Origin of the sequence: Streptomyces sp. NBC_01478 (assembly GCF_036227225.1) — a bacterium.
Classification (GTDB): Bacteria; Actinomycetota; Actinomycetes; order Streptomycetales; family Streptomycetaceae; genus Streptomyces.
On the sequence record NZ_CP109444.1, the window covers coordinates 3,516,144 to 3,542,105 of the forward strand.

At 70.6% G+C, this 25,962-nt stretch carries 25 protein-coding genes; 18 read left to right on the forward strand and 7 right to left on the reverse strand.

The features are described 5' to 3' along the window. Positions 1–11: 11 nt before the first annotated feature. From OG223_RS15855 to OG223_RS15865, 3 genes are all read right to left on the reverse strand, one after another. Positions 12–518 carry a flavin reductase family protein gene (locus tag OG223_RS15855; RefSeq protein ID WP_329248218.1) on the reverse strand — a complete coding sequence of 169 codons (507 nt, stop codon included), beginning with the start codon at positions 516–518 and terminating at the stop codon, positions 12–14. A 164-nt stretch (positions 519–682) separates the two neighbouring features. Next, the gene (locus OG223_RS15860; protein WP_329248221.1) at positions 683–1,858 is read right to left on the reverse strand and encodes an acyl-CoA dehydrogenase family protein; all 1,176 of its coding nucleotides are present in this window, start codon (positions 1,856–1,858) and stop codon (positions 683–685) included. Between the two features lie 158 nt (positions 1,859–2,016). After that, positions 2,017–2,484 (reverse strand): RDD family protein, encoded by a 468-nt coding sequence (locus OG223_RS15865; protein ID WP_329248224.1) that lies wholly within the window; start codon positions 2,482–2,484, stop codon positions 2,017–2,019. Between the two features lie 198 nt (positions 2,485–2,682). Between OG223_RS15865 and glnA the strand changes: the two genes are divergently transcribed. From glnA to pspAB, 5 genes are all read left to right on the forward strand, one after another. Then, the gene (glnA, locus tag OG223_RS15870; protein WP_329248227.1) at positions 2,683–4,092 is read left to right on the forward strand and encodes a type I glutamate--ammonia ligase; all 1,410 of its coding nucleotides are present in this window, start codon (positions 2,683–2,685) and stop codon (positions 4,090–4,092) included. Between the two features lie 87 nt (positions 4,093–4,179). Beyond that, complete coding sequence (locus OG223_RS15875) at positions 4,180–4,440, forward strand: SCO2583/SCO2584 N-terminal domain-containing protein (RefSeq protein ID WP_329248230.1); 261 nt, start codon at positions 4,180–4,182, stop codon at positions 4,438–4,440. 2 nt (positions 4,441–4,442) lie between these two features. After that, complete coding sequence (locus OG223_RS15880; protein WP_329248233.1) at positions 4,443–5,774, forward strand: hypothetical protein; 1,332 nt, start codon at positions 4,443–4,445, stop codon at positions 5,772–5,774. Positions 5,775–5,907: 133 nt separating this feature from the next. Continuing rightward, on the forward strand, positions 5,908–6,831 hold the full coding sequence (gene htpX, locus OG223_RS15885; RefSeq protein ID WP_329248236.1) for a zinc metalloprotease HtpX: 924 nt from the start codon (positions 5,908–5,910) through the stop codon (positions 6,829–6,831). A gap of 16 nt (positions 6,832–6,847) precedes the next feature. Further along, positions 6,848–7,432 carry a PspA-associated protein PspAB gene (gene pspAB / locus OG223_RS15890; RefSeq protein ID WP_329248239.1) on the forward strand — a complete coding sequence of 195 codons (585 nt, stop codon included), beginning with the start codon at positions 6,848–6,850 and terminating at the stop codon, positions 7,430–7,432. A 36-nt stretch (positions 7,433–7,468) separates the two neighbouring features. Here the strand turns inward: pspAB and OG223_RS15895 are convergent, their stop codons facing one another. After that, positions 7,469–7,774 (reverse strand): hypothetical protein, encoded by a 306-nt coding sequence (locus OG223_RS15895; RefSeq protein ID WP_329248242.1) that lies wholly within the window; start codon positions 7,772–7,774, stop codon positions 7,469–7,471. Positions 7,775–8,021: 247 nt separating this feature from the next. Then, a complete protein-coding gene (locus OG223_RS15900; RefSeq protein WP_329248245.1) occupies positions 8,022–9,362 on the reverse strand; it encodes a DUF2252 domain-containing protein in 1,341 nt (446 codons plus the stop codon). Between the two features lie 191 nt (positions 9,363–9,553). On the opposite strand from OG223_RS15900, the gene OG223_RS15905 reads away from it, so the two are divergent. Then, positions 9,554–10,738, forward strand: a complete 1,185-nt coding sequence (locus tag OG223_RS15905; RefSeq protein ID WP_329248248.1) for a winged helix DNA-binding domain-containing protein — start codon at positions 9,554–9,556, stop codon at positions 10,736–10,738. Between the two features lie 563 nt (positions 10,739–11,301). Here the strand turns inward: OG223_RS15905 and OG223_RS15910 are convergent. After that, positions 11,302–11,616 carry a hypothetical protein gene (locus OG223_RS15910; protein ID WP_329248250.1) on the reverse strand — a complete coding sequence of 105 codons (315 nt, stop codon included), beginning with the start codon at positions 11,614–11,616 and terminating at the stop codon, positions 11,302–11,304. 307 nt (positions 11,617–11,923) lie between these two features. Between OG223_RS15910 and OG223_RS15915 the strand changes: the two genes are divergently transcribed. The 8 genes from OG223_RS15915 to OG223_RS15950 all read left to right on the forward strand — a co-directional run bounded on the left by OG223_RS15915 (position 11,924) and on the right by OG223_RS15950 (position 20,809). Then, positions 11,924–12,601 carry a hypothetical protein gene (locus OG223_RS15915; protein ID WP_329248252.1) on the forward strand — a complete coding sequence of 226 codons (678 nt, stop codon included), beginning with the start codon at positions 11,924–11,926 and terminating at the stop codon, positions 12,599–12,601. Positions 12,602–13,025: 424 nt separating this feature from the next. Then, positions 13,026–14,054 (forward strand): glutamine synthetase, encoded by a 1,029-nt coding sequence (gene glnII, locus OG223_RS15920; RefSeq protein ID WP_043682401.1) that lies wholly within the window; start codon positions 13,026–13,028, stop codon positions 14,052–14,054. Between the two features lie 85 nt (positions 14,055–14,139). Beyond that, the gene (locus OG223_RS15925) at positions 14,140–15,078 is read left to right on the forward strand and encodes a DUF6891 domain-containing protein (RefSeq protein ID WP_329248258.1); all 939 of its coding nucleotides are present in this window, start codon (positions 14,140–14,142) and stop codon (positions 15,076–15,078) included. A gap of 294 nt (positions 15,079–15,372) precedes the next feature. Beyond that, complete coding sequence (locus OG223_RS15930) at positions 15,373–15,942, forward strand: winged helix-turn-helix domain-containing protein (protein WP_329248261.1); 570 nt, start codon at positions 15,373–15,375, stop codon at positions 15,940–15,942. An 86-nt stretch (positions 15,943–16,028) separates the two neighbouring features. Continuing rightward, positions 16,029–17,030, forward strand: coding sequence for an NAD-dependent epimerase/dehydratase family protein (locus tag OG223_RS15935; RefSeq protein WP_329248264.1), 1,002 nt, complete (start codon positions 16,029–16,031; stop codon positions 17,028–17,030). 137 nt (positions 17,031–17,167) lie between these two features. After that, complete coding sequence (locus OG223_RS15940; RefSeq protein WP_329248267.1) at positions 17,168–18,436, forward strand: sensor histidine kinase; 1,269 nt, start codon at positions 17,168–17,170, stop codon at positions 18,434–18,436. Further along, the gene (locus OG223_RS15945; RefSeq protein WP_329248271.1) at positions 18,421–19,074 is read left to right on the forward strand and encodes a response regulator transcription factor; all 654 of its coding nucleotides are present in this window, start codon (positions 18,421–18,423) and stop codon (positions 19,072–19,074) included. The genes OG223_RS15940 and OG223_RS15945 overlap by 16 nt, the downstream gene beginning before the upstream one ends. Positions 19,075–19,258: 184 nt before the next feature. Next, positions 19,259–20,809 (forward strand): DUF1996 domain-containing protein, encoded by a 1,551-nt coding sequence (locus OG223_RS15950; protein ID WP_329248274.1) that lies wholly within the window; start codon positions 19,259–19,261, stop codon positions 20,807–20,809. Positions 20,810–20,936: 127 nt separating this feature from the next. On the opposite strand, the gene OG223_RS15955 is transcribed toward OG223_RS15950, so the two are convergent. Next, complete coding sequence (locus OG223_RS15955) at positions 20,937–21,338, reverse strand: hypothetical protein (RefSeq protein WP_329248277.1); 402 nt, start codon at positions 21,336–21,338, stop codon at positions 20,937–20,939. 139 nt (positions 21,339–21,477) lie between these two features. On the opposite strand from OG223_RS15955, the gene OG223_RS15960 reads away from it, so the two are divergent. The 4 genes from OG223_RS15960 (at position 21,478) to OG223_RS15975 (ending at position 25,923) form a co-directional block, all read left to right on the forward strand. Next, positions 21,478–21,978, forward strand: a complete 501-nt coding sequence (locus OG223_RS15960) for a tetratricopeptide repeat protein (protein ID WP_443073714.1) — start codon at positions 21,478–21,480, stop codon at positions 21,976–21,978. A gap of 49 nt (positions 21,979–22,027) precedes the next feature. Then, the gene (locus OG223_RS15965; protein ID WP_329248283.1) at positions 22,028–23,947 is read left to right on the forward strand and encodes a hypothetical protein; all 1,920 of its coding nucleotides are present in this window, start codon (positions 22,028–22,030) and stop codon (positions 23,945–23,947) included. Between the two features lie 84 nt (positions 23,948–24,031). Further along, positions 24,032–24,898: a metal-dependent hydrolase gene (locus OG223_RS15970; protein ID WP_329248285.1), complete on the forward strand. Its 867-nt coding sequence runs from the start codon at positions 24,032–24,034 to the stop codon at positions 24,896–24,898. Further along, positions 24,898–25,923, forward strand: coding sequence for a PDR/VanB family oxidoreductase (locus OG223_RS15975; RefSeq protein ID WP_329248288.1), 1,026 nt, complete (start codon positions 24,898–24,900; stop codon positions 25,921–25,923). The genes OG223_RS15970 and OG223_RS15975 overlap by 1 nt, the downstream gene beginning before the upstream one ends. Positions 25,924–25,962 lie beyond the last annotated feature (39 nt).

Sequence of the window (25,962 nt, forward strand, 5' to 3'; positions counted from 1 at the left end):
CCGGGGCGGCGTCACGCCAACGTCCTGAACCCCCGGTCGTAGTACACCATCGGAGACCCCTCCCCCAGTCGCACCCCCGTCACCCGGCCGATCAGGACCGTATGGTCCCCGGCCGGGTGTCGTGCGTGTGCGGTGCAGTCGAGTTCGGAGAGGGCGCGTTCGACCGTCGGCAGGCCGGACGGGCTGAGGCACAGGCCGCCGGAGGCGAACTTGTCGGTGCCCTTGGTGGCGAAGCGCAGGGCGAGGGGGCGGTGGTCGGGGGACAGCACGCTCACGGCGAAGCGGTCGCAGTGGCCGAACGACTGTGCCGAGTCGGCCGAGTTCGCCAGGCAGACCAGGACCATCGGCGGCTCCAGCGAGACCGAGCAGAAGGAACTGGCCGTGAAACCGCGGGGAGTTCCGTCCTCGCAGCACGTGGTCACGACCACGACCCCCGAGGGGAAGCGGGCCATCGCCGCCCGGAAGTCCTCGGGCTGCACCGCGGCTTCGGCTTCCAGCACTTCCTGACGCTCCGTCATGACGGTGCACCACCTGTTGGCCTTTGTGGGCCTTCGTGGAGGCCGCCGCGAGTTCAGCGGCCTCGATACGGCCTCGGACACGGCTCACCGATGGTGATCGAGATCGTCACCCGGCTCCAGATCGACTATGCGGTCACCGTCCCGGACCGGCAACCGGGACCGCCTCACCGCACGGCCCCGGCCCCCGCCCCTTCCGCGCCGGACAGCGCCCAGGCGCCGTAGGCCGCACCCGTGGTCTCGAAGGAGAGCGCGACATGGGAGGCGGCGCTGTTCACATCGCGCCAGAAGCGCTGCACCGGGTCGGACGAGGACTGTCCGGACGTGCCGCCGGCGCGGAAGACCCGGTCGACCGCCGAGACCAGCAGTTCCACGGCCAGCGCGAGGTCCCGGGCGCCACGGACCGCCGCCTCGCCCTCCGGTGGGCACTCGGTGCCGTCGGCGACCGCCGCCGTACGCAGGATCAGGAGTTCGGCGGTGTCCACTTCCGCCGCCGAGCGGGCCAGGGAGACCTGCGTCGAGGGCTTCTCGCCCACGGACTGACCCCGGCGGTCGACGCGTGTCCCGGCGCGCGCGATCCAGGCCCGCAGCGCGCCCCGGGCCGCGCCGACCAGCGGGGCGGCGAACGGCAGCGCGTTCACGGCGTGCATCGGGACGAGGTGGCAGCGCGCGTCCGAGGCGGGCGCCCGGCCGGCGTGGACGGCCGACCGGGGCAGCGTGCGGTGCTCGGGCACGAAGACGTCGGACAGGACCAGGGTGTCGCTGCCGGTCCCGCGCATCCCCACGGTGAACCAGCTCTCCTCGATGGCGAAGTCGGCCCGCGGCACCGCGAAGAACCGCACCTCCGGGCGTACGTCGGGATCCACCGGGCCCTCGGCGGGTACGGCCGCGCAGGCCAGCGCCCAGTCGGCGAAGTGCACCCCGCTGATGTACTTCCACTCACCGCTCAGCCGCCAGCCACCGGCCATCGGTTCCGCCTTGCCGGACGGCATGAGCGCGCCGGCCAGCAGGACGTCGGGTCCGTCCGCCCAGATGTCGGCCTGCCCCTCCTCGGGCAGGAACGCCCCGTACCGCCCGGCGTAGGCGGCCAGCGAGGCCGCCCAGGCCGCCGATGTGCAGCCCTCCCCCACCAGGCCGACCGCGGAGGTCACTTCGGCGAAACCACCGGCTTCGCCGCCGTGGGCCCGCGGGACGAAGTGCCGGGCGAAGCCCGCGTCCCGCACCGCCTCGACCACCTGCGGCGAGAGCCGCCGGGCGCTCTCCGCCTCGTCCGCGTACCGGGCCGCGATCTCCGCGACCCCCGGCGCCCCGGCCACGACCGTCGACTTGTCGCCTGCTGCCATCCTGCCCACCACTTCCGTCGGGAACGGCGACAGTGTCCCGGTCACGGCCCGTCACGGAGCGCACCCCGGGCCGAGACCGGCCGACGGTCACCCGCCCGGCACGGAAAAGGGGGCGTCCCGGGTCCTTCCGGGGCACCCCCTCGGCCGTACGACCGCTGCTAGATCCGGACCTCCACCGTGCGCGCCAGCCGGTCGTGCAGTCCGCGGCCGTCGCGGTCCCAGATCAGGGCCGGGATCGCGACGCACAGCAGGGCGGTGCGCAGCAGGGTGCGCGGGAAGTCGGGGCGGCCGGTGGCGAGGGCGGCCACGCGCAGGCCGAAGAGGCGCTTGCCCGGGGTGAAGCCGACCGTGCCGACCGTGAGGGCGCTGAGGACGAAGAAGACGAGGAGGGCCCAGTTGCCGGTCGCCTGGTCGTAGCCGTCGGTGAGCAGGCCGTATGCGATCAACAGGCACAGGCCCCAGTCGACGACGAGGGCGCCGAGGCGGCGGCCGGGGCGGGCGATCGAGCCGGGGCCCTGCTCGGGCAGGCCGAGCTGCTCGCCGCGGTAGCCGAAGTCGACACCTGCTCGCTCCGCGGCCTCGCGGGGCCCGGAGAGCCATGAGCCGATTGCATCCCTGTTGTCCACCCGTCCACGGTACTGCCCCCGTTCTGCCATGCGGACAGGAGGGGCCAGACGACCCAGGACCGGTTAACTTGGGCGAAACAAATGGGTCACGCCAGAGAAATCCCCCGTCCCTAAGGTCGGGTCCAGCGTGTGCCACCGCACTGGCCGCACGAACGAACTACCACCCCGGCACGGACGGTCGGGAGTAGGAGGAGCTGGATGTTCCAGAACGCCGACGAGGCCAAGAAGTTCATCGCGGACGAGGACGTCAAGTTCGTCGACGTCCGATTCTGCGATCTGCCGGGTGTGATGCAGCACTTCACGCTGCCGGCGACGGCCTTCGACCCGGACGAGGAACTCGCCTTCGACGGCTCCTCGATCCGCGGCTTCCAGGCCATCCACGAGTCCGACATGGCGCTCCGCGCCGACCTGTCGACCGCGCGCGTGGACCCCTTCCGTCGCGACAAGACGGTCAACATCAACTTCTTCATCCACGACCCGATCACGGGCGAGCAGTACTCCCGCGACCCGCGCAACGTGGCGAAGAAGGCCGAGGCGTACCTCGCCTCCACCGGTATCGCGGACACCGCGTACTTCGGTCCCGAGGCCGAGTTCTACGTCTTCGACAGCGTGCGCTTCGAGACCAAGGCGAACGAGGCCTTCTACCACATCGACTCCGAGGCGGGCGCCTGGAACACCGGTGCGGTCGAGGACAACCGCGGTTACAAGGTCCGCTACAAGGGCGGCTACTTCCCGACCCCGCCGGTCGACCACTTCGCCGACCTGCGTGCGGAGATCTCCCTGGAGCTGGCCGCGTCCGGCCTCCAGGTCGAGCGCCAGCACCACGAGGTGGGCACCGCCGGCCAGGCCGAGATCAACTACAAGTTCAACACGCTGCTCGCCGCGGCCGACGACCTCCAGCTCTTCAAGTACATCGTGAAGAACGTGGCCTGGCGCAACGGCAAGACCGCGACCTTCATGCCGAAGCCGATCTTCGGTGACAACGGCTCGGGCATGCACGTCCACTCGTCGCTGTGGGCGGGCGGCTCCCCGCTCTTCTACGACGAGGCCGGCTACGCGGGTCTGTCGGACCTCGCCCGCTACTACATCGGCGGCATCCTCAAGCACGCCCCGTCGCTGCTCGCCTTCACCAACCCGACGGTGAACTCGTACCACCGCCTGGTGCCGGGCTTCGAGGCGCCGGTCAACCTGGTGTACTCGCAGCGCAACCGCTCCGCCGCGATGCGTATCCCGATCACGGGCTCCAACCCGAAGGCCAAGCGCGTCGAGTTCCGCGCGCCCGACTCCTCCGGCAACCCGTACCTCGCCTTCTCCGCGCTCCTCCTGGCGGGCCTGGACGGCATCAAGAACAAGATCGAGCCGGCCGAGCCGATCGACAAGGACCTCTACGAGCTGGCCCCCGAGGAGCACGCGGGCGTCGCCCAGGTCCCGACCTCCCTCCCGGCCGTCCTCGACCGCCTCGAGGCCGACCACGAGTTCCTCCTCGCGGGCGACGTCTTCACGTCCGACCTGATCGAGACGTGGATCGACTTCAAGCGCACGAACGAGATCGCGCCGCTGCAACTGCGTCCGCACCCGCACGAGTTCGAGCTGTACTTCGACGTGTGATCGAACCGATCCTCGGGTGCCCCCGTCTCTCTTGAAGAGGCGGGGGCACCGTCGTACGCAGACAGTTTTCCGGGAGGGGTAACGGGGATGGGGCAACAACAGGACGACGAGGGGCGGGAGTTCGACATCCGGTGGGCCGACGAGGCCGAGCACAAGGAGCCCTCCGCGCGGGCCCGGATGCTGGCCGCCCGCTGGAAGGAGAACCCTCCGGGGCCGGTGCCGTTCCGGGGTGAGCCCGAGGGGGTGGGGCCGCGGCGGTCGTCCTGGGTATCGACGGTGATCGTGCTGGGGAGTGTCGTCGCGGTCATCATGCTGCTGGGGTACGTCAACTCCCGGGCGCCGCACTAGAGATGGACGAGAAGGAGATGGGCGAGAAGACCGACGTCGGGGATCCTCTGTCCTGGCTCCGGCTGGACGAGGCGCTGCGTCGGGAGTCGTATGCGCCCTCCGGCCTCGCCGAGTCCCAGCTCGCGATCGACCTGTGCCACCACGACGGCAGGGTCAGGGAGGCCGCGCTCCAACAGGCCGTCGGGCACCCGGTGTTGCTGCCGTTGATCGTCGTCCGGTGTGCCGACTGGGTGCCGCAAGTGCGGGAGCGGGCGCGGGAGTTGCTGGGCGAGGCCCTCGACGTGGAGACCGGCGTCGCGCTCGCGCCGCTGATTCTGCTCTTCGGGCGGCGAGGGCGGGGTGCGTTCGCCATCGAGTCGCTCGACGCGGTGCTGCGCCGGGCGTCCCGCGAACAGCTCGCTCCACTCCTCACCTGCGCCGACCGTGCCGTACGCCGGCATGTCCACCGGCTCGCCGTCGAGGAGGGGCTCCTCTCCCCCGCCGAACTCGCCCGCGCGGCCGCCGCCCGGGACGCCGACACCGCCGTACAGATCCTGTGCGCGGACGCCGCCCTGGCCGCCGTGGCGAAGACGGGGGACTACGACGAGGTGCTCGAACCGCTGCTCGACGCGCGGAATCCGCGGGCCAGGGCGGCGGGGGTCACCGCGTTGCGGGCGGCGGGACGGCCGGAGCGGGCCGAGGGGTTTCTCGCGGATCGGTCCACCGTTGTGCGGGCCTGTGCTCGGTATGTCGTACGGCAGCACGGGGGCGATCCGTTGGCGGTGTACCGGGCCTGGTGCTCCGCCGGTGATCCGGTGCCCGGGGCCGTGAGCGGGCTCGCCGAGTGTGGTGGGCGGGGTGATGCCGAGGTGTTGTGGGGGCTCGTCGGGCATCCGGCGGCCTCGGTGCGGGCTCGGGCCGTGGGTGGGCTGCGGGTGCTGGACGTCGTGGACGTACGGCGGATGCTGCCGTTGCTCGACGATCCGGCGCCCGGGGTCGTGCGGGAGGCGACGCTCGCGCTGTTGCCGTCGGCCCGCCTGGTGCCGGACGGGCCGCTCATGGAACGGCTCGCGGGTGAGTGGCCCAAGGGGTGGCCCCGGCACGTACGCGTCGGCGCGTTCCGGCTGTTGGACGAGCGGGGCGGGATCGTACGGCTGCGGGCCGCCGTGACCGTGCTCGATGATCCGGATGAGCGGTTGCGTGCCTGGGGTGCGCAGGTGGTGCAGCGGTGGCGTCCGGAGGAGGGGATGGTGCCCGGGGACCCCGAGGTGGGTGAACTGCTCGGGCGGGCGCGGCATCTGTTCGGTGAGTACGTGCTGAAGCGGCGGCTGTGGGAGGCGGGGCTCGACGGCTGACCCGCGCTCGCAGGCACTCATCGGATTCTCAGGGACCTTTTGCTCCGCCTAGGGCCGATCGGGACCGCTTCATGGGAAGGCGCGGGTGCACACTGGGCGGTGGGACGAGTGCCTGACTGCGGGGTGATGGCAGATGCAGAGCCGCTTCCGGAGCGACCGGCGGTTGACCATACGTATGGGTCTGACGCTGTTCCTGCTCGGGCTGTTGTACGTGGCGTTCGTGGCCGCGCTGATCGTGTTGCTGAAGTCCTGGGTGCTGGTCGTGGTGCTGGCCGGCGGGCTGCTCGTGGCGCAGTACTGGTTCTCCGACCGGATCGCGCTCTACGCGATGCACGGGCGGATCGTGGAGCGGGAGGAGTATCCCGAGCTGCACGGTGTGATCGACCGGCTGTGTGCCGTGGCCGACATGCCCAAGCCCGTCGTCGCCGTGTCCGACATCGACATGCCGAACGCCTTCGCCACCGGCCGGAACGCCGACCACGCCGTCGTCTGCGTGACCACCGGTCTGCTACGGCGGCTGGAGCCGGCCGAGTTGGAGGGTGTACTCGCGCACGAGTTGTCGCATGTGGCGCACAAGGACGTGGCCGTGATCACGGTGGCCTCGTTCCTCGGGGTGCTCGCGGGGCTGATGGTGCGGTTCGCCTTCTACTCGCAGATCTTCCGGGGCCGCAAGGACCAGAACACCCTGGCCGTCTTCGCGGGGATCATGGGGATCTCGGCGGCCGTGTACGCGATCAGCTTCCTGCTGATCCGGGCGCTGTCCCGGTACCGGGAGCTCGCGGCGGACCGGGCGGCGGCGCTGCTCACCGGGAAGCCCTCGGCGCTGGCCTCCGCGCTCACCAAGGTCGACGGTGACATCGCCCGCATCCCGACCAAGGACCTGCGGACGGCCCAGGCCTTCAACGCCTTCTACTTCACGCCGGCCACCGGCGCCGAGCCCGGTATCTCGCGGTTCTTCTCGACCCACCCGAGCCTGGAGCAGCGGCTCGACCAACTGGGGCGGATCTCCGCCGAGTTGGGCGAGGCAGCGGTGCCCGGCATCGGGAAGGCGGACTGAGGATGGAGAACTGAGGATGGGGTTGCTGGACATCCTGCTCGGTCGTACGAAACCGGTCGCTCCCGATCTCGACCAGCTCTTCGCGCTGCCCTCGGCGGCGGTGACGCTGGAGGCGGCGGCCGGGTTCAGGGCGACCGGGCGCGGTGCGGTGTGCTTCGCCACGGTGGAGGGCGGGGCGTTCGAGCAGACACACCGAGAGGTCCAGGCCCTGCTGGACGCGGACGCGGAACGCACCGGTCCGCCGGTGGAGTTGACCCAGGATGCCTACGGCTACTCGTGGCTGGTCTCGCGCCGCTCCCCCGATCAGTTGTCGGCGCTGGTCAACGATCTGCACGCGGTGAACAGCGCGATGGAGGTCAATGGCTTCGGGCCCCAACTGCTGTGTTCGCTGGCCGGGTTCGAGGATGACAGTGGCCGACGGCTGGCGCTGGTCTATCTGTACAAGCGCGGGACGTTCTTCCCGTTCGCGCCGCTGGCCGGTGACGGGCAGCGGCGCGACAGCTCGCTGGAACTCCAGGTCAAGTCGATGCTCGGCAACGACCTGCGGATCGAGCAGGATCTGAGCCGGTGGTTCCCGGTGTGGGGCGCCCCCGGGTTGTGACGAGGAGCTGGTTGTGACGAGGGGCGCCCCGGTGTCTCACTTGCTCTTCTCGCGCTCCTGACGGCGGGACTCGATGGGGCGCTCCCGGCGGTAGCGGCGCTCCCACTTGGCCTGCTTGTCACGGCGGTCGCGGTACGCGCGGTAGCTCGACGGGGTGGTGGTCCCCGAGGAGGAACCTCCGGTCGACGAGGAACCTCCGGAGGAGGACGAGGGCGTCGAGGAGGAGCCCCGCCCGTACTGGACGTACAGGAAGAGGACGACGACCGCGGCCAGCCACCAGATGTGGTTGCCGAAGCCGAAGAGGACCAGGACGGCGGTTCCGGATATGACGATGGTGCCCATGACGGGCCTCCGTGGGCGTGGGTGTGGTGTCCGAGCGGTGTGAACCTGTTCCCGACAGGGCGCTGGGGTGGGCGGCCGACCGTCGGTGGGTTGGGTGCGACCGAGACTAGCGCCGACTCCGCAGGGTGACGCCTGCCCTGCGCGAAACGGTGGTGACCTGCTCCGCAATGCGTCTCCAGCGTAGGGAGTCGGTCACTCGGTGTGCATCTTCTTTTTCGTGCGTGCGGTTTCCGGGAGGGGGCTCGGGTCAGATGCCGGGTGCCGCCGTGACCACGCCCGCCGCGGCGGCCGCGCCCAGGGCCGCGTGGTCGGCGGTCGTCTGGGTGGCGTAGGACAGGGCGAAGTCCGCCACGGCGCGTTCGAAGGTGTCGGTGCCGCCCAGGTACGCGGCGATGGCGACGCGGTCGCCGGAGCGGGCGTGGGCGCGGGCCAGGGCGGTGCCGCAGAGGCGGGCGTAGGCCGTGAGCGCCCGCGGGCTCATGCCGGCGACGTCCGCGGAGCCCTTCATGTCGCGCAACTGGCGCCAGTAGAAGGCGCGGCCCTGCGGTCCGGTCATCCAGCCGAGGAAGATGTCACTGGCCGCCTGGAGCAGGCGCTGGCCCGCTACGACACGGTGGCCGGGGTGGACGTACGGTCCGTGCGGCAGATGCTCCTCCAGTACGGACTTCCGCGCCTCCTTGATCTGGAGGAACAACGGGTCGTCCTGGTCGCGGCCGGCGAGCAGCACGATGAAGCAGCGGGTGCCCACGCTGCCGACGCCGACCACCTTGCGGGCCGCGTCGACGAAGCGGTAGCGGTCCAGGAGGAGGCGGCGTTCCTCGGAGAGCGTGGAGCGGTAGTCGCTGAAGATCTTGCGCAGGGAGGCCATGTCGGCGGCGCCGGCCGGTTCCAGGAGGGGCGGGTCGTGGACGATACGGCGGCGGCCGTCGACGGTCTCGGTCAGTTTGCCGACGGCGTGCAGGCTGGTGCGGCGGCGGGCCCGGGTGAGGGTGGACTCGACCCGGCGGCGGTGGCGGCCGGCGCGGACCAGGGGCAGCAGGCTGTCGGCGTCGATCCGCTCGTACCAGACGGCGAGTTCGCCCTTGCGGGCCAGGTCACGGAGGGCCGTACGGTACGCGGCTGTCGCCTCCAGCGCGGCGCGGTGGGCCTCCGCGTCGCTGTGGCCGTTCTCGCGTCCGGCGACGGCCACGCTCGCGGCGAGGCGCTTGACGTCCCACTCGAAGGGGCCAGGGAACGTCTCGTCGAAGTCGTTGAGGTCGAAGAGCAGGGCGCGTTCCGGGGAGGCGTACAGGCCGAAGTTGAGGAGGTGCGCGTCGCCGCAGAGCTGCACGGTGAGGCCGGTGTGCGACTGGGACGCCAGGTCGGCGGCCATCACGGCGGCCGAGCCGCGGAAGAACGCGAAGGGGGAGGCTGCCATGCGGCCGTACCGGATGGGGAGGAGTTCCGGGAGTCTGTCCCGGCCCTGTCGTTCCAGTACGGCGACGGGGTCGGGGCGGTCCACGGCGGGGATCCAGCTTGCGTGGGCGGAACGGGCGACGCGTTTGCGCGCGGCGCGGCCCCGGTCCGCTCGGTCGGCCGGTGTGGTCATGTGCCGTGTCTTTGCATGCCGCCGCCTCCTGGTGTTCCGCGGTGTTGCTACGCAGTGAAACCGGGTGGGTGCGGGGGCTGCATTCCGGGGGCGTCGATCGGGTGAACGCATCTTGAGGCTTCGCCCGCTCGCCCACCCACCCGCCCGTTTACTGTCGGTCGAGAAGTGGACGTCTTCGAACCGAGGCGGATATGACTCGCACCCCCCGTCACATCACCCCCACCGAACGCCGAGCCCGCCTCGCCCTCCGTCACCGCCTCGCCCCCGGCGCCCGCGCCGCGACCCCGGAGGACGTCGCCGACTCCCTCGTCGCCCTGCACGGCACGGACCCCTCGACGGTGTACCTGACCGTGGGCGCCCGGCTCGCCGAGCCCGCCCGCACCGTGCCGGAGACCGCCCGCGCCCTGTACGAGGACCGCAGCCTGCTCCGTATGCACGGCATGCGGCACACGGTGTTCGTGTTCCCCGCCGGGCTGACCGGCGTCGTACACGCCTCGACCGGACTCGTCGTCGCCGCCCGTGAACGGGCCGCCCTGCTCAAGGACATGGCGAAGGCCGGGGCGCCGGACGCGGTCTGGCTGACGGAGGTCGAGGCGTCGCTGCTGGCCGCGCTGGCCCGGCGTGGGCAGGCTACGGCGGCCGAACTCGCCCTGGACGAACCGAGGTTGAAGGAACAGTTCGTGTACGCGGCCGGGAAGAACTACGAGGGCGTCCACACCGTCTCGACCCGGCTGCTGAAGGTGCTGGGGGTGGAGGGGAAGGTGGTGCGGGGGCGGCCGCTGGGTTCGTGGACGTCGAACCAGTTCCGTTGGGCGGTGGCGCCGGAACACCTTCAACTGGACGTCCCCGAGGCCCAGTCGACGCTGCTGCACCGCTGGCTCACGGCCTGCGGCCCGGCCACCGAGGCGGATCTGAAGTGGTGGACGGGGTGGCGGGTGACGGAGGTCCGCCGGGCGCTGGCGGCGATCGGCGCGGAGGCGGTGTCCCTGGACGAGGGAGTGGGGTACGTCGCCGCGGGCGACCTCGCTCCGCCGCCCGGCCCCGCCGAGCCCTGGGCGGCCCTGTTGCCGGGACTCGATCCGACGGCGATGGGGTGGCAGGGGCGGGACTGGTACCTGGCACCGGAGTTGCGCCCCGCACTGTTCGACGGGAGCGGCAATGTGGGGCCGACGGTGTGGTGGGACGGACGGGTGGTGGGGGGTTGGGCCCAGCGCCCGGACGGTGAGATCGCGTGGCGCGTGCTGGCCCCGGAGGGCGTGGGCCGGGAGGGCGAGGCGGCGATCGGGGTGGCGGCGGAGCGGTTGCGGGGGTGGGTGGGGGTGAGCCGGGTGACGCCGCGGTTTCGGACGCCGGTGGAGCGGGAGTTGTCGGTGTAGGGGGTGTTTGTTGGGGGTGTGGGGGAGGTTGTTGGTGGGGGTGTTGCCGGGCAGGAAAGGTCGTTGGGCGGGGGTGCCGGGCAAGAGAGGGCATTGGGTGGAGGAGGGCGCCGGGCAAGAGGAGTTATTGGGCGGGGGCATGTTGCCGACGCAGGAGAAGTTATTCGGCGGGGGCGTTCAGCCGCGTAGAGGTGTTGTTCGGGGCGGGGGTGCTGATCGGCCGCGTAGAGGTGCGGTTCGGGGCAGGGGTACTGATCAGCCGGGTAAAGGTGCGGTTCGGGGCAGAGATACCGTTCGGCGCCGGTCCGCACCATCAAGCCGGTCCGGCGCTCCTGTCAACGCAGACCGCCACCATCCAGCCCGTCCGGCGCCCTTCCAGCACAGGCCGGCACCATCCACAGCCCGTCCGGCACCTCTTCAACACAGGCCGACAAAACTCAGCCCGTCCGACGTTTGAGGACGAGGCCCGTTCAGGGCCGAAGCGGGGGTCTGGGGGCGCAGCCACCAGGGACCTCAGCGCCAACGCCGGGCGCCGCACAAACACACGGCACCCGGCGCCACCCTCAGCGCGAGTACCGCATCAACGCCCGCACCATGTGACACGTCGTGTCCGACGGCACATGCACACCGATCAGTTCCGCCGTGCTGCGGATCGTCTCGTTGCGGGCCTGGTTCGGGACGTACACCCCCGAGTCGAGCAGGGCGATCGCGAGCCGCATCGCCTTGAGGCGGCGGTTGTGCGTGACGTACCAGTCCCGCGGGCGTCCGGCCGGCAGCGGGCGCTTCTCCACGGGCACGTAGGGCAGGTCGAGTTGGACGGAACGCTTCGCGGTGGACTGGGTCGGCAACGGCTTCGGCTTCAGTGCGGCAGCGGGCACGGACATCCTCCTGTCGCGGTCAGGGCGCCGTCCGGACCACCCGGCGACACCCTCGAACACTGCTTCTATTCTACCGCCCGCCACTGACAAATGCCCTGGCCAGAACGGCTGTTGAGGGTGCTGTGACCCAGGTGGAAAACGAGTTTTCGCCCCCGCGAGGACCCCTCGGCAGCAAGCAGGACTCACACCAGGACCCCCAACTCCCCTGTGACGCACGTCACTTATGTGGCCACTGTGTCCGCTGAGTTACATCGTTCGGTATCCCGTACATAGCGACGTACGCTCCCCCACCCCACAGGAGTCGCGCATGTCGCGCAGGAGAACTGCCGGTACGAAGAAGAAGGTCGCGCTGCTGGTCGCCGCCGCCGCGGTCGCCGGAGGCGGCGCCTTCGCCCTGGCGACCACGTCGAACGCGTCGCAGTCGACGGGGCAGAACGCCAAGACGCTGTCCGCCCCGAACTCGACGGTCTGCCAGGGACTCGCGACCGCGCTCGGCAACAACCAGAGCTTCATCGCCGGCCAGAAGGCCAGTCCCGACGCCCAGTCGGCGGCGCGGATCGCCAACCGCGAGGCGGTCATCGCGCAGATCAAGGTGCAGCAGAAGGCGTCCGGTTGTGCGGTTGGGGAGTCGGCTCAGGACTCCCAGACCACGCAGCCGGCGCAGTCGGCACCCGCGGCCACGGCCACCTCGAAGGCGACCCCTCCGGCGGCCAACACCGGCGGCGGAGCCGCCGCCGGCAGCCAGGTCTGCAACGGCTCGACCGTCACACTCTCCGGCGAGGCCGGTGCGCCCGCCGCGTCCAGCAACCAGTTCCCGGCCGGTACGACGCTGAAGGTCACCAACCTGGACAACAACAAGTCCACGACGGTGAAGGTGACTTCGGTCTCCGGAAGCTGCGTCCTGCTGAACAACGCGGCCTTCGAACAGGTCCGTGAGCCCGGCAAGTTCTTGATCCGCCGTGCCCTGATCCAGAAGGTGGGGTGACGCCCTGGGTCCGAGAGAACAGGTGAGGTGACGGCCCTGTCGCTCGGGCCGCCACCAGGTGCGTGTCACAGGTCCCGCTGCTTCCGGCCAGAAGCAGCGGGACCGACGCGTTCACGCCCCGGGCCGACCCGTCGCGGCCGACCCGCCCCAGCCGACCCGCCGCAGCCAACCCCATCGCATACGAGTCGTCAGGGTCATGACCACTGCCGTCCGTCTGCACCTGCGAACGGCTCTTCCTGGTGTGGCGTGCGCGGGCCACGTGAATCGCGCCACAGCACCACCAGGTAACACGGGGTTCACACTTGAGCAATGATCGGGAAATCGCCTGTTGACAGGCTGCCGGGCATGAATCGCGGCGTCCCAGTGCCGCTGCGCCGCAGCACCGCAAGTGCGACTGAGAGACCCACCCCGAAGGATGTGGCCCGTGACGTTCAAGGCTGAGTACATCTGGATCGACGGCACCCAGCCGACGGCCAAGCTCCGTTCGAAGACGAAGATACTCGCCGACGACGCCAAGGGTGCCGAGCTCCCGATCTGGGGCTTCGACGGGTCGTCCACGAACCAGGCCGAGGGGCACTCCTCGGACCGCGTGCTCAAGCCGGTCGCCAGCTTCCCGGACCCGATCCGCGGCGGCGACGACATCCTCGTCATGTGCGAGGTCCTTGAGATCGACATGACGCCGCACGAGTCCAACACGCGTGCCGCGCTCGTCGAGGTCTCCGAGAAGTACGCCGCGCAGGAGCCGATCTTCGGCATCGAGCAGGAGTACACCTTCTTCGACGGCGCCCGTCCGCTCGGCTTCCCCGAGGGCGGCTTCCCGGCCCCCCAGGGCGGCTACTACTGCGGCGTCGGCGCCGACGAGATCTTCGGCCGCGAGATCGTCGAGGCCCACCTGGAGAACTGCCTCAAGGCCGGTCTCGCGATCTCCGGCATCAACGCCGAGGTCATGCCCGGCCAGTGGGAGTTCCAGGTCGGCCCGGTCTCCCCGCTGGAGGTCTCCGACCACCTGTGGATCGCCCGCTGGCTGCTCTACCGCACCGCCGAGGACTTCGGCATCTCCGCGACCCTCGACCCCAAGCCGGTCAAGGGCGACTGGAACGGCGCGGGCGCGCACACCAACTTCTCCACCAAGGCGATGCGCGAGGGCTACGACGCGATCATCACCGCGTGCGAGTCCCTCGGCGAGGGCTCCAAGCCCCTCGACCACGTCAAGCACTACGGCGCCGGCATCGACGACCGCCTCACCGGCCTGCACGAGACCGCCCCGTGGAACGAGTACTCCTACGGCGTCTCCAATCGCGGCGCCTCGGTCCGTATCCCGTGGCAGGTCGAGAAGGACGGCAAGGGCTACATCGAGGACCGCCGCCCGAACGCCAACGTCGACCCGTACCTGGTGACGCGCCTCATCGTCGACACGTGCTGCTCCGCCCTGGAGAAGGCCGGCCAGGTCTGATCCACCCCCGCTTGTACGAGGAGGCGTCCACCGTCGTGGTGGGCGCCTCCTCGCGTTGTCAGTGGCGCGTGCCATGGTGGGGGACATGGAGATCGACGGGGGTCTCGACATCAAGGTCGAGACGGAGAACAGGCAGACGCACACGCGCATTTCGGCGCTACGACTGCGGGAGCTGGTGGCGCGGATCGGGGGCACCGGCGACCGTTTCCTGATCGTGCAGCGGATACCGGACCTCCCGGACGTGTTCGCGCAGGTGTGGCACGAGGAGGGCGGGGACTTCCGGCTGGAACACCGGCTGAGCGCGGACGAGTTCTACGGCACGAACCTGGACGGCGCGGACCGCGTGGCGGATCTCCTGACCGGCTGGGCGCGGCAGGCCGATGCGGACGCGGACGCCGGCTGGGACGCGGGCGTCGACTGGGAGCCGGTGGACCTGGGGCCCCGGGAGGAGGTGCCCGAACTGCCGGACGAGGTGCGGGAGAAGGTCGAGGAGCGGGTCCGGGTCCGGCTGCGCTGTGGCTACGACGACCGGAGGATGTTGACCGAGATCGCCGAGGAATGGCTGGTCACCGGTGACGAGCGGCCGGTGTCGCGTGCGCAGGCCTCGCGACTGGTGGACCGGTTGTGGCTGGAGCGGGTGGCCGAGCAGGCGGACTGGGAAGAGGTGACGGACCCGGAGCGACTGGCGGAGGTCTTCGAGCTCCTCGACGCGAGCGGCATCACCGCCCGGGAGAACTTCACCTGCTGCCGCACCTGCGGTACCGCCGAGATAGGCGGCGAACGCGGCGAGGGAGCGCGCGGCTTCGTCTACTTCCATGAGCAGTGCACGGAAAGCGCCGCCGCAGGCCGCGGACTCATGCTGCTGTACGGCGGGTTCGACGGCTCGGCCGAGACCACCGCGACCGTCGGGCACGAGGTGCTGGCGGCGCTCCGCGGCGCCGGGCTGTCCGCCGACTGGGACGGCGATCCGGACAAGGCGATCGACGTCAAACCGCTGACCTGGCACAAACGACTGGTGGGATGAGGGGTCGGCCGTCAATTTCCCGCCAAGGGGGCGTCCAAGCTGTGAGAGGAGGGTCCTGTTGCGGGCGTGTGTCTGCTTCAATGGGCTCATGGGCAACTACCAGAAGTGCGGAGCGACGGGTCGCCGTGACCTGGAGCCCTTCTGGCCTTCCCGTCAGCACCATGACTTCGACCGGGTGTGTTGTCGCGCGATGAACGCGCCGGCCCTCTAAAGCCGTAACATCCTCGGCCTTTGGCCTGCGCGACTCGACGTACGTCCCTCGACGAACCTCTCGCGCGAAAGAGCTGACCTCTCATGGCGATCATCCGTTCCCTCCCCGCTCTTCCCTCCGCTCCGCTCGACACCCCCGTTCCGAACGCGCCGCGGCATCATCTGCGCGCCGTGGACCGGGACGAGGTGATCGACGTCGCGGAGTTCCTGCCGCCGGGTGCCACCTGGCTGCCCGCGCCCCCGCACACACTGCCCACGCTGCCGGGGCAGCCGCCGATGGTCGGGTACCTCGTCCTCATCCCGGCCGACAGCCCGCACCTCACCCGGACCCACCCGGTCACACCCCTGGCCGACGAGGCCGAACCGCTCGTCCGCATCGACACCGTGCAGCGCACCGCCCAGCTCAACGGCGCGGAACTCGACCTGACGTACCTGGAGTTCGAGCTGCTCGCCCATCTCGTCGCGCACCCCAACCGGGTGCACACCCGCGACCAGTTGGTCACCACGGTGTGGGGCTACGGGCATGTGGGCGACGGCCGTACCGTCGACGTCCACATCGCCCGACTGCGCCGCAAGCTGGGCGTCGAGCACCGCAAGGCGATCCAGACGGTACGGCGGGTCGGGTACAAGTACACGCCGCCGACCGCGCGTTGACCATCAGCCGGCAAATGGCTGGTTGATCGTCTGCTGACGGCAGATCGACGTTCCGTTCCGCGGGCCGCGCGGGCAGAGTCCTCGGTATGAGACTTCTGGTGCTGGGTGGTACGGAGTTCGCGGGACGGGCCGTCGTGGAGGCGGCCCTCGGGCGTGGCTGGGAGGTGACCGTCCTCAACCGGGGCCGGCTCGAACCTCCGGCCGGGGTACGGGCGTTGCGGGGTGATCGCACCGCGCCCGGTGGGCTCGCCGCGCTGGCCTCGGGCGAGTGGGACGCCGTGATCGACACCTGGTCGGCGGCGCCGCGCGCGGTCCACGACGCGGCGCGGCTGCTCGCCGACCGGGTGGGCCGGTATGTGTACGTGTCGAGTTGCTCGGTGTACGCGTGGGCGCCGCCGCCCGGGTACACCGAGGACGCGGCCCTCGTCGAGGGGGCGGAGCCCGATGCCGACAAGACCGACTACGTGCGTGACAAGCGGGGCGGGGAGCTGGCGGCGCTCGGCGCGTTCGGGGCGGAGCGGTCCGTTTTCGCTCGGGCCGGGTTGATCCTCGGGCCGTACGAGAACATCGGGCGGTTGCCGTGGTGGCTCTCTCGGGTCGCTCGTGGGGGGCCGGTGCTGGCGCCGGGGCCGCGGGGGCTTGCTCTTCAGTACATCGACGTGCGGGACCTAGCGGGGTGGCTGCTCGGGTCTGTGGAGCGGGAGTTGAGCGGGGCGTACAACCTGATCTCCGCGCAGGGGCACGCGACGATGGGGGCGTTCCTGGACGCGTGTGTGGCGGTGACCGGTGGGGTGGCCGAGTTGCGGTGGACCTCGCCGGATGTCGTGCTCGGGGCGGGGATCGAGCCGTGGACGCAGTTGCCGGTGTGGGTGCCGCCCGGTAGTGACGGGTACGACGCGTTGTATCAGGCGGATGTGTCTCGGGCGTTGGCTACTGGGCTGAGCTGCCGTTCTGTCGAGGAGACGGTGGCCGACACGTGGGAGTGGCTGAGGAGCATCGGGGGGTCTGCGCCGGAGCGGGCCGGGCGGCCGGCGGTGGGGCTTGACCCTGCGTTGGAAGCGAAGGTGCTTGGGGTTCCGTTGGATTAGCGATTTGTTCGACTGCGGGTGCGTGGGGGCTGGGCGCGCAGTTCCCCGCGCCCCTAAAGACGGGTGGGGATAGCGACACCCCCTTCATGGTGGGCGGGCCCCGTGACCTGGGCGGGCTGTTCCGTGAGACTGGGCGTATGGACACGAACAGCGAGAGTGGGCGGGCCCGTGAGGTTCTCACCGCAGGCCTGCGTGCCCTCGCCCTCGCCTTGATCTCCCTCGGCGGGTCGCTCGCCCTCTTCGTCCTCACGATCCTGTCCCTCGTGGCCATCCCCCTGGGGCTCGGCCTGATCACCACCCCTTGGGTCTTGGGGGGCGTACGAGCGCACGCGAACCTGCGGCGGCTGCTCGGCGCGCAGTGGTGCGAGGTGCGTATTCCGGTGGCGTACCGGGCCGTCCCGGCCGGTGCGCGCCCGTGGACCCGGGCCTTCCGCATGCTCGGTGATCCCGCCACCTGGCGGGATCTTCGGTGGCTGCCGGTCGACATGACCGCCGGGTTCGTCACCGCGCTGGTGCCTGCCGCCCTGGTGTTCTATCCGCTGGAGGGGTTCGCCCTGGCCTTCGGGTTGTGGCGGGTGTTCACGGACGGGACATATGTCGGGTGGTGGTACGGGTTCGTGCCGGTGGGTGGGCAGGGCAGTGCGTTGCTAGCCGGTCTGCTGGGCGTCGCGATCCTCGTCGCCGCGTACTTCCTCACCCCTCGGCTCCTGCGCGTCCACTTTCTGCTGACCCGTTCCCTGCTCGCCCCGGGGCAGGGTGAACTCGCCGAGCGGGTAAGGGTGTTGACCGAGACACGGCGGGACGCCGTGGACGGGTCGGCCGCCGAACTGCGGCGGATCGAGCGCGACCTGCACGACGGTGCGCAGGCCCGGCTGGTGGCGATGGGGATGGATCTCGGGACGATCGAGGCGCTCGTCGAGAAGAATCCGGCGAAGGCCAAGGAGCTGCTGGCCCGGGCCCGGCAGTCCTCCGCCGAGGCGCTGGGCGAGCTGCGGGATCTCGTGCGCGGTATTCATCCTCCGGTGCTGGCGGAGCGTGGACTCGCGGACGCGGTGCGGGCGTTGGCGTTGCGGATGCCGGTGGCCACCGAGGTGAGCGCGGATCTCGGGGGCGGGCGCGCGGACGCGCCGGTCGAGTCGGCTGCCTACTTCGCGGTGAGCGAGGTGCTCACCAATGCCGTCAAGCACTCCGGTGGCGACCGGATCTGGGTCGATCTGCGGCACGGGGAGGGGGTGCTGCGGATCTCCGTCACCGACAACGGTGGGGGTGGTGCCGTGGCCGGCGCGGGGTCGGGGCTCGCCGGGATCGAGCGGCGACTGGGTACATTCGACGGCGTCCTGGCCGTCAGCAGCCCCGCGGGCGGTCCCACCATGGTCACCATGGAGATTCCGTGCGCGTTGTCCTAGCCGAAGACCTGTTCCTGCTGCGTGACGGGCTGGTGCGGCTGTTGGAGGCCTACGACTTCGAGATCGCCGCCGCCGTGGAGAGCGGGCCCGAACTCACCAAGGCGCTGGCCGAGTTGGCGCCCGATGTCGCCGTGGTCGATGTGCGGCTGCCGCCCACGCACACCGATGAGGGCTTGCAGTGCGCGCTGCGGGCGCGGCGGGAGCGGCCGGGGCTGCCGGTGCTCGTGCTGTCGCAGCACGTGGAGCAGTTGTACGCGCGGGAGTTGCTCGCCGACGGGACCGGTGGGGTGGGCTATCTGCTGAAGGACCGGGTGTTCGACGCGGAGCAGTTCGTGGACGCCGTACGGCGGGTGGCGGGCGGTGGGACGGTGATGGATCCGCAGGTCATTCAGCAGTTGCTGGCGCGGCGGGCGGCCGACGACCGGCCGCTGGGGCGGTTGACGCCTCGGGAGATCGAGGTGCTGGAGCTGATGGCGCAAGGTCGGTCGAACGCGGCGATCGCGGGGCAACTCGTCGTCACGGAACGGGCGATCGGGAAGCACACGTCCAATATTTTCGCCAAACTGGGACTGGAAGTCTCCGACGATGACAATCGCCGCGTGCTGGCGGTATTGGCCTATTTGGACCAGGGACGCTGAGTACTAGCTGTGAGTCGATCACAACTGCTGGTGTTTAAAGGGCAGTTGGGAGGGGACTTACCCAAGAATCTCTCATCAGTTTCTGAGACGGCTGAACACTCCCGGGACCCCCTGCGTATCAAAGGGCGCCGCTTCACTCCTGTCGGGCGCCCTCGCTGCCCCGCAAGGAAGTCAGAGGAGTTCCATGGGACGCAATGATCGTAAACGCCGTACGCCGATGGCCACCAAGGCCATTGCTGCCTCGGCTGCCCTAGCCATCGGGGGGGCCGGGCTGATCTGGGCGCAGATGAATGCTTCGGCGCATGAGTCCAGCTCATCGGGCCAGAACCAGACGAAGGCCGCCGCGGCGACAGTCGCGACGATCGCCTGCCCGGACGTCGGCCAGCAGCTGACGAACGTGCCGCAGAAGGCTCGTCAGGGTGTCGCCACCGAGCTGGCGAACCTGGACAAGCAGATCACCGAGGCCTACGCCCGGCTCGCCTCGACGCGTCAGGCGCAGACCAACGACGCGAGCTTCGTGCAGAACGCGATCGTCGGCCCCCTCAAGGAGAAGCGGGCCGCGACGATCGACCGCATCCGCATCGACATCCAGCGGGTGGGCGGCACCGTCAACGCGACTGCGCTGGCGCAGCTCGCCGCCTGTACGACGCAGAACGCCACCAACACCACCACGGCGGGTCAAGGCGGCGGTAAGAACAACGGCGGGGGCAACAACAACGGCGGCCAGAACAACGGCGGTCAGAACAACGGCAACACCGCCGCGCCGAGCGCGAGTGCCTCCGCGCCGGCCGCCAACAACGGTGGCCAGGCCGGCAACGGCCCGGCGGCAGCGGACTTCGTGGACATCACGAAGGTGGCGAACAACGTACTGGCGAAGCCGCAGAACAGCGGCCAGGCTTCGACCGGTTCGTTCACCACCAAGTGCGGCGTGAACGCCAACAAGAACCACAACACCGACAACGTCATCGTGGCGCCCGGCGTGACCAACGGCGCGCACCACGAGCACGACTACGTCGGCAACCAGAAGGTCAACGCGTTCTCCACGAACGACTCGCTACTGGCCGCCCCCTCCAGTTGCCAGAACCAGAGTGACCTGTCGTCGTACTACTGGCCGGTCGTGCGTGTGCAGGACGGCTCGCAGGAGTTCGACGCCAACGCGGACGGCGGTGGCAAGGAAGGCAACGTCGGCAAGATCCTGACCGCGCAGTCGGCGCAGATCAAGTACGTCGGCTCGCCGGCCAGCAAGGTCGTCGCGATGCCGCAGTTCCTGCGCATCATCACCGGTGACGCCAAGACCCTCACCAACGGTCTGGCCAACGCCAACGCGCACTGGAGCTGCACCGGCTTCGAGGACAAGGTCCAGCTCACCGAGCAGTACCCGATCTGCCCGCAGGGCAGCAACGTGGTGCGTACGTTCGCCTTCCAGAGCTGCTGGGACGGTGTGAACGCCGACAGCGCCAACCACCGTACGCACGTGGCCTTCGCGGACCCGGCGAGCGGCGTCTGCGGGAACGGCTTCAAGGCCATCCCGCAGCTGACGATGCGCCTGGTCTACAAGATCACGCCCCCCACCCTCCAGGCGGACGGCACCGTGAAGAACGCCTACGCGGTGGACGGATTCCCGGAGCAGTTGCACAAGCCGTCGACCGATCACGACGACTTCATCAGCGTCACCAAGAACAACCTGGCGGCGAAGATCGCCAACTGCGTCAACACCGGCAAGAAGTGCCAGTGAGCGCGGTTAGCCGGTAGGACCCGGTAGCACGAAAGCGGGCGGTGGGTTCTCCCACCGCCCGCTTTCGTGTGTGTCCTGGCCTAACCGGTGTCGACCCCTTGAGGGGTGTGAACCGGTGACAGCCTTTTCAGCTCGTGTGCTTCGAGTGGTCGGTGCCGATCTCCTCGGAGCCGCCGAGCGTGGTCTGCAGCTTCTTGACGATCTTGTCGGTGCCCACGGCGACCCACTTGCGGCCGACGAGATAGAAACCGCCGTAGTCCTTGGCGTCGTTGATCCACTCGCGCTGACCGCGGTCGGTGGCGAAGGTCACGAGGACGAACTTGCCGTAGCTCATCTTGCAGATGGCCTGGCGGAGTTCGTCGGCGTCGGTCTGGATGTCGGGCGTGCACTTCACCTTGGCCGCCAGGCTCTCCAGGCTGCCACTGGCCTCCGTCGGAACGGTCGCGGCCTTGGTGTCGGCACCGCAGCCCGCCAGCGCCAGCGCCGCCGTGGCGCCGGCCACCGCGAGCATCGGTCGGGTCAACCTCATCTGTCGTTCCTCCGGTCGTCCGGTCAGCAGCATGCCGCAGTCGGCCCCGGCGAGGGGCCTTCTCCTTCGATACGGCCCCAAGATGCCCCGCGCTCAATTCCATCGCCCTCGGCTGTACGCGTGTGCGAAGGTGACGCCCGTGAACCAAGACTGGGAAGACCGTACGACCGCCGCCTGGGCGACCTTCGACGAATACCCGGAGGAGCGTGCCGCCGAGTTCCGGGCCGTGATCGACGCGCTCGTCGCCGAACTCCCGGACGGCAGCCCGCTGGGGCCCTTCGAGCGGGCCTGCGCCTGGGACTCGACCGGGCACTCGGACAGGGCCGTTCCGCTGTACCGGGAAGCGCTGGCACTCGGGCTGCACGGCTACAAGGGCCGTCGCGCGAAGATCCAACTCTCCAGCTCGCTGCGGAACATCGGGCAGGCGGAGGAGGGCGTCAAACTGCTCACGCCCGAACTCGACGGCCCCTCGGACGAGTTGGACGACGCGGTCCGCGCGTGCCTCGCATTGTGTCTGTCCAGTCTCGGCCGCGACCGCGAGGGCCTGTCCCTCGTGCTGGGCGCCCTCGCGCCCCATCTGCCGCGCTACCAGCGGTCGATGGCGAACTACGCGCGGGCGCTGGTCGAGCCCGAAGCCTGAGTCGCCCGGGCGGCGGTGACCAACTCACCATTCGCTCGTTTTGCTGAACGTGCAGTCACAGGATGTCGCCAAGCGCCCCGCAGCTTCACCCACCGACCCGGTCGTCGATGTCGAACAGGCCGAGGCCGCGCTCGTCGAGCACTATCCACGGCTCGTCCGGCTCGCCTATCTGGTGCTCCCCCCGAGCCTCGGCCGCAACCGGCGCGTCCTGACCGCGCATGCCCTCACCCAGCGCGCCCTGCCCAGGGGCCGCGCGTCGGCGTCCGTGATCCCGGCCCAGTCGACCGGCCGCGACGGCGACCTGGGCTACGCCTTCGTCCGCCTCCAGGTCGTGCGTACGGCGCTGGAGGCCGGCCTGCCCCTGTCGTTCCGGGCGTGGCCCAAGCGCTCCCAACTCCCGCCGCTGCTCCCCCAGGTGTGGGGTCTGCGGCTCTTCCCGCGCTCGGGCGGCGCCGACGAACTCGCCCTGGACCAGCGGCTGTCGGCGCTGTCCGGCCCAGCGCGTGCGGTGTACGTGCTGCGCGGTCTGGAGCAACTGCCCGACGGCGACGTACGCAGGGTGCTCGCGGCGGCCGGAGTCGACGAGGTGGACGCGGCGCTGCGCGAGGCCGACGAGACGCCCGCGCAGTACGAACTCCTCAACTCCCCCGAGTTCGAACCCTGTTCGCTGCACGCCCGGCCCACCGACCTGATGCGCCGCCGCCAGCACGGCAAGGCGGCGCTCGCCGCCGCGGCGGCCGTCGCCGTGTGCGGGGCGCTGCTCGTGCTGCCCGGCGGCGGCTGGGGCCCGGACGGCGCCGCCGCGCCCGCGTACGCGCAGAACCCGGCAGCCCAAGCCGCCCTGAACCCGGCCAAGTTGACGAGGATCGCGCCCACCGCGTGGAAGTCCGCCACGCGCCAGGACTTCTCCGTCTGGCCCGCCCGCGGCGACCTCACGAACGACACCGCGCTGCTGCGCCGCGCCCTCGCCGTCTGGGCCCGCCCCGGCGAGTCCGTCCAGGTCTCGGCGACCCCCGGCACCCCCTCCGGCGGCCCGGCCGGACCACCCCAACTCCTGTACGCGGGAACGGTCGACAACGCGCGCGTGGTGATCCTCTACGACGGTCTGCGCATCGCGCGCTACGCCGAGCCGAAGGACGGCACCAAGGGGGCCGCGCTGGACTTCGCGCGGGTCGACGGGGCGACCGGGGCCGAGGCGGACGCGGTGGTCCTGGACCGCGCCGACGGCAACGTCCGTTATCTGACGGCCCCTTGGGTGAAGAAAGCGGCCGAGCGCGATCTGCAGAAGCCGAACGCCGGCGCACTGCCCATGACCCTCACCGACGGGATCACCTCACCGCTGGCCAGCCCCGCCCAGGCGACCGGCGCGTGCACGTCGTGGAACGTGCTCCAACTGACCGACGACACCGGCACCCGGCTGCTGAGCGACCTCGGCGAACTGGTCCCGGCGCACCTCACCACCGGACGGCCCGGCGCGGCCCACGAGGTGTCCGGCACCCGGACGCAGCACGCGTGGGCGCCGTTCGCCTGCTCCCTCGGCGCCATGCGTTCCCTGGGCGTTCGGTCCGTGAACGCCTGGCAGTACGCCCAGCAGCCGCTGCCCGACGCGAGCGGTACGGCGGAGTGGGTGTGCACGCGGGCCGAGACCTGGCAGGGCGGCGGTGAGCGGGTGCTGGCGCAGTTCCGCACGCCGGGCGGGACCTACGGCGCGGTCGCCGCGAAGGCGCAGGGCGTGGCGGCGTGCGGGGCGCGTGACCCGCATGTGCTGGCCGGCGTGCTGTGGAAGTCGGCGGCGGGCACCTGGTATCTGCTGGCCGCGGGCGGCAAGGGCACCGAGGCGGTCACGGCGACGGGCGGCGTGACCGGCTCGGCGCGCGGCGGCCTGCTGACCGTGCGGACCAAGCAGGGCGTCCAGGCCGAGCTGAAGGGCACGCTGGACGACGGCAGGACGATCACCGGGCTCCGCTAGCCGCCACCGACGTAGCTGACACTGACGTCAACAAGTCCCCGCACAAGGGTTCCCCACGGACTTACCCGTCAGTACATTGACGCCATGTCCAATAGCCCGCTCAAGGCCCGCAAGGTGTCCTTCTCCTGGGAGGGCACCCCGCTGCACTGGGTGCCCGGCGATCCGTTCACCACGCACACGATCAACGTGCTGCATCTGCTGCTGCCCGCCGGTGAGCGGTGGTTCGTGCACGTCTACAAGCAGGTGCTGCCCCTCATCCGGGACGAGCGGCTGCGCGCGGACGTGATCGGGTTCATCGGCCAGGAGGCGATGCACTCCCAGGCCCACGACGAAGTCCTGCCGCACCTGAAGGAGTTGGGCCTCGACCCGACCCCGTACACCGCGCAGGTCGACTGGTTCTTCGAGAAACTGCTCGGCGACCGCACGCTGCCGCCGGGCCGGGCCCGGAAGTGGTGGCTGCTGGAGCGGGTCGCGATCATCGCGGCGATCGAGCACTACACCGCGTTCCTCGGCGACTGGGTGCTGAACGCCGAGGAGTTGGACCGGCGCGGGGCCGACCCCACCATGCTGGACCTGCTGCGCTGGCATGGCGCCGAAGAGGTCGAGCACCGGTCCGTCGCCTTCGACCTCTTCACGCACGTGGACGGCAGCTACCGGCGCCGCGCCCGCACCTGGGCGACCGCGTTCGCCGCCCTGATGTTCCTGTGGCAGCGCGGATCCCGCTTCTTCATGGCGAACGACCCGACCCTCGTCGACGCCCACGCGAGCTTCAAGGACTTCTACGTCGCCGGAAAGCGCGGCACCCTCCCCGCCACCGGGGACATGCTCAGGTCCATACCCCGCTATCTGAGCCGCGCCTACCACCCCTCGCAGGAGGGCAGCACCGAACAGGCCGTCGCCTATCTGGCGTCCTCGCCCGCGGCGACCGCCGCCGAGAAGAGGGCGGAGTAGTGCCGAAGCCGCTCACCGTCGCCGTCCTGGCCGGCGCCGCGCTGCTGACCCGCCGTGCGCTACGGCGCCGGGTGCGGGCCTCGCCGCTGTGGCCGCTGCCCGCGCTGGACCCGCCGATCTCCGGCCGGCCCCGCACCCGGGCACTGAGGCTGCGGGTCGCCGCGCGGGAGACGGTCGCCGACGGCGTCGTACAACTGCGGCTGGAAGGAAGGGACTTGCCGCGCTGGGAGCCCGGGGCGCATATCGATCTGGTGCTGCCCTCGGGGCTGGTGCGGCAGTACTCGCTGTGCGGGGACCCGGCGGACAGCTCGTCGTACACGGTCGCGACGCGGCTGGTCGAGGACGGGCGGGGCGGGTCGCGCGAGGTGCACGAACAGGTGCGGGTGGGCGCGGAGTTGGAGGTGCGGGGGCCGCGGAACCGGTTCCCGCTCGTCGCGGCGCCCGCGTATCTCTTCGTGGCCGGCGGGATCGGGATCACACCGGTGCTGCCGATGCTGCGAGCACTGCCCGCGAACGCCAACTGGCGGCTGCTGTACGCCGGTCGGACCCGGGAGTCGCTGCCGTTCCTGGCGGAGATCGAGGACCTCGGTGCGGGCCGGGTGACCGTCGTGGCCGGACTGCCCGATCTGGACGGGGAGTTGGCGGAGATGCCGGAGGGAGCCGTCGTCTACTGCTGCGGGCCGGAGGGGCTGATGGCGGCCGTCGCGGAACGCTTCCCGGACGTACGCAGCGAACGCTTCGCGCCCCGGGCGGCCTCGGGAGGCGAGGCCTTCGAGGTCGAACTCCGGCGCAGCGGACGGACGTTGACCGTGCCCGCCGACTCCACCGTGCTCGCCGCCGTCCGCGCGGAGCTGCCGAACACCCTCTACTCCTGCGAACAGGGATTCTGCGGGACCTGCCAACAGCGGGTGCTGGAAGGGGAGGTGGAGCATCGGGACGAGTTGCTGACCGACGCCGAGCGGGCCGGCTCGATGCTGATCTGCGTGTCCCGGGCCCGAAGTGAGCGTCTGGTGTTGGATCTGTGATGGGGTGATGTGAACAACCCTGGTCGGTCCGGTCCGTTC

Bases quoted from the DNA above. Each gene is read 5' to 3' on its own strand.
- OG223_RS15855 (WP_329248218.1), bottom strand. From the start codon at position 518: ATGACGGAGCGTCAGGAAGTGCTGGAAGCCGAAGCCGCGGTGCAGCCC.
- OG223_RS15860 (WP_329248221.1), bottom strand. From the start codon at position 1,858: ATGGCAGCAGGCGACAAGTCGACGGTCGTGGCCGGGGCGCCGGGGGTC.
- glnA (WP_329248227.1), top strand. From the start codon at position 2,683: ATGTTCCAGAACGCCGACGAGGCCAAGAAGTTCATCGCGGACGAGGAC.
- OG223_RS15875 (WP_329248230.1), top strand. From the start codon at position 4,180: ATGGGGCAACAACAGGACGACGAGGGGCGGGAGTTCGACATCCGGTGG.
- OG223_RS15880 (WP_329248233.1), top strand. From the start codon at position 4,443: ATGGACGAGAAGGAGATGGGCGAGAAGACCGACGTCGGGGATCCTCTG.
- htpX (WP_329248236.1), top strand. From the start codon at position 5,908: ATGCAGAGCCGCTTCCGGAGCGACCGGCGGTTGACCATACGTATGGGT.
- pspAB (WP_329248239.1), top strand. From the start codon at position 6,848: ATGGGGTTGCTGGACATCCTGCTCGGTCGTACGAAACCGGTCGCTCCC.
- OG223_RS15895 (WP_329248242.1), bottom strand. From the start codon at position 7,774: ATGGGCACCATCGTCATATCCGGAACCGCCGTCCTGGTCCTCTTCGGC.
- OG223_RS15900 (WP_329248245.1), bottom strand. From the start codon at position 9,362: ATGACCACACCGGCCGACCGAGCGGACCGGGGCCGCGCCGCGCGCAAA.
- OG223_RS15905 (WP_329248248.1), top strand. From the start codon at position 9,554: ATGACTCGCACCCCCCGTCACATCACCCCCACCGAACGCCGAGCCCGC.
- OG223_RS15915 (WP_329248252.1), top strand. From the start codon at position 11,924: ATGTCGCGCAGGAGAACTGCCGGTACGAAGAAGAAGGTCGCGCTGCTG.
- OG223_RS15925 (WP_329248258.1), top strand. From the start codon at position 14,140: ATGGAGATCGACGGGGGTCTCGACATCAAGGTCGAGACGGAGAACAGG.
- OG223_RS15930 (WP_329248261.1), top strand. From the start codon at position 15,373: ATGGCGATCATCCGTTCCCTCCCCGCTCTTCCCTCCGCTCCGCTCGAC.
- OG223_RS15935 (WP_329248264.1), top strand. From the start codon at position 16,029: ATGAGACTTCTGGTGCTGGGTGGTACGGAGTTCGCGGGACGGGCCGTC.
- OG223_RS15940 (WP_329248267.1), top strand. From the start codon at position 17,168: ATGGACACGAACAGCGAGAGTGGGCGGGCCCGTGAGGTTCTCACCGCA.
- OG223_RS15950 (WP_329248274.1), top strand. From the start codon at position 19,259: ATGGGACGCAATGATCGTAAACGCCGTACGCCGATGGCCACCAAGGCC.
- OG223_RS15955 (WP_329248277.1), bottom strand. From the start codon at position 21,338: ATGAGGTTGACCCGACCGATGCTCGCGGTGGCCGGCGCCACGGCGGCG.
- OG223_RS15970 (WP_329248285.1), top strand. From the start codon at position 24,032: ATGTCCAATAGCCCGCTCAAGGCCCGCAAGGTGTCCTTCTCCTGGGAG.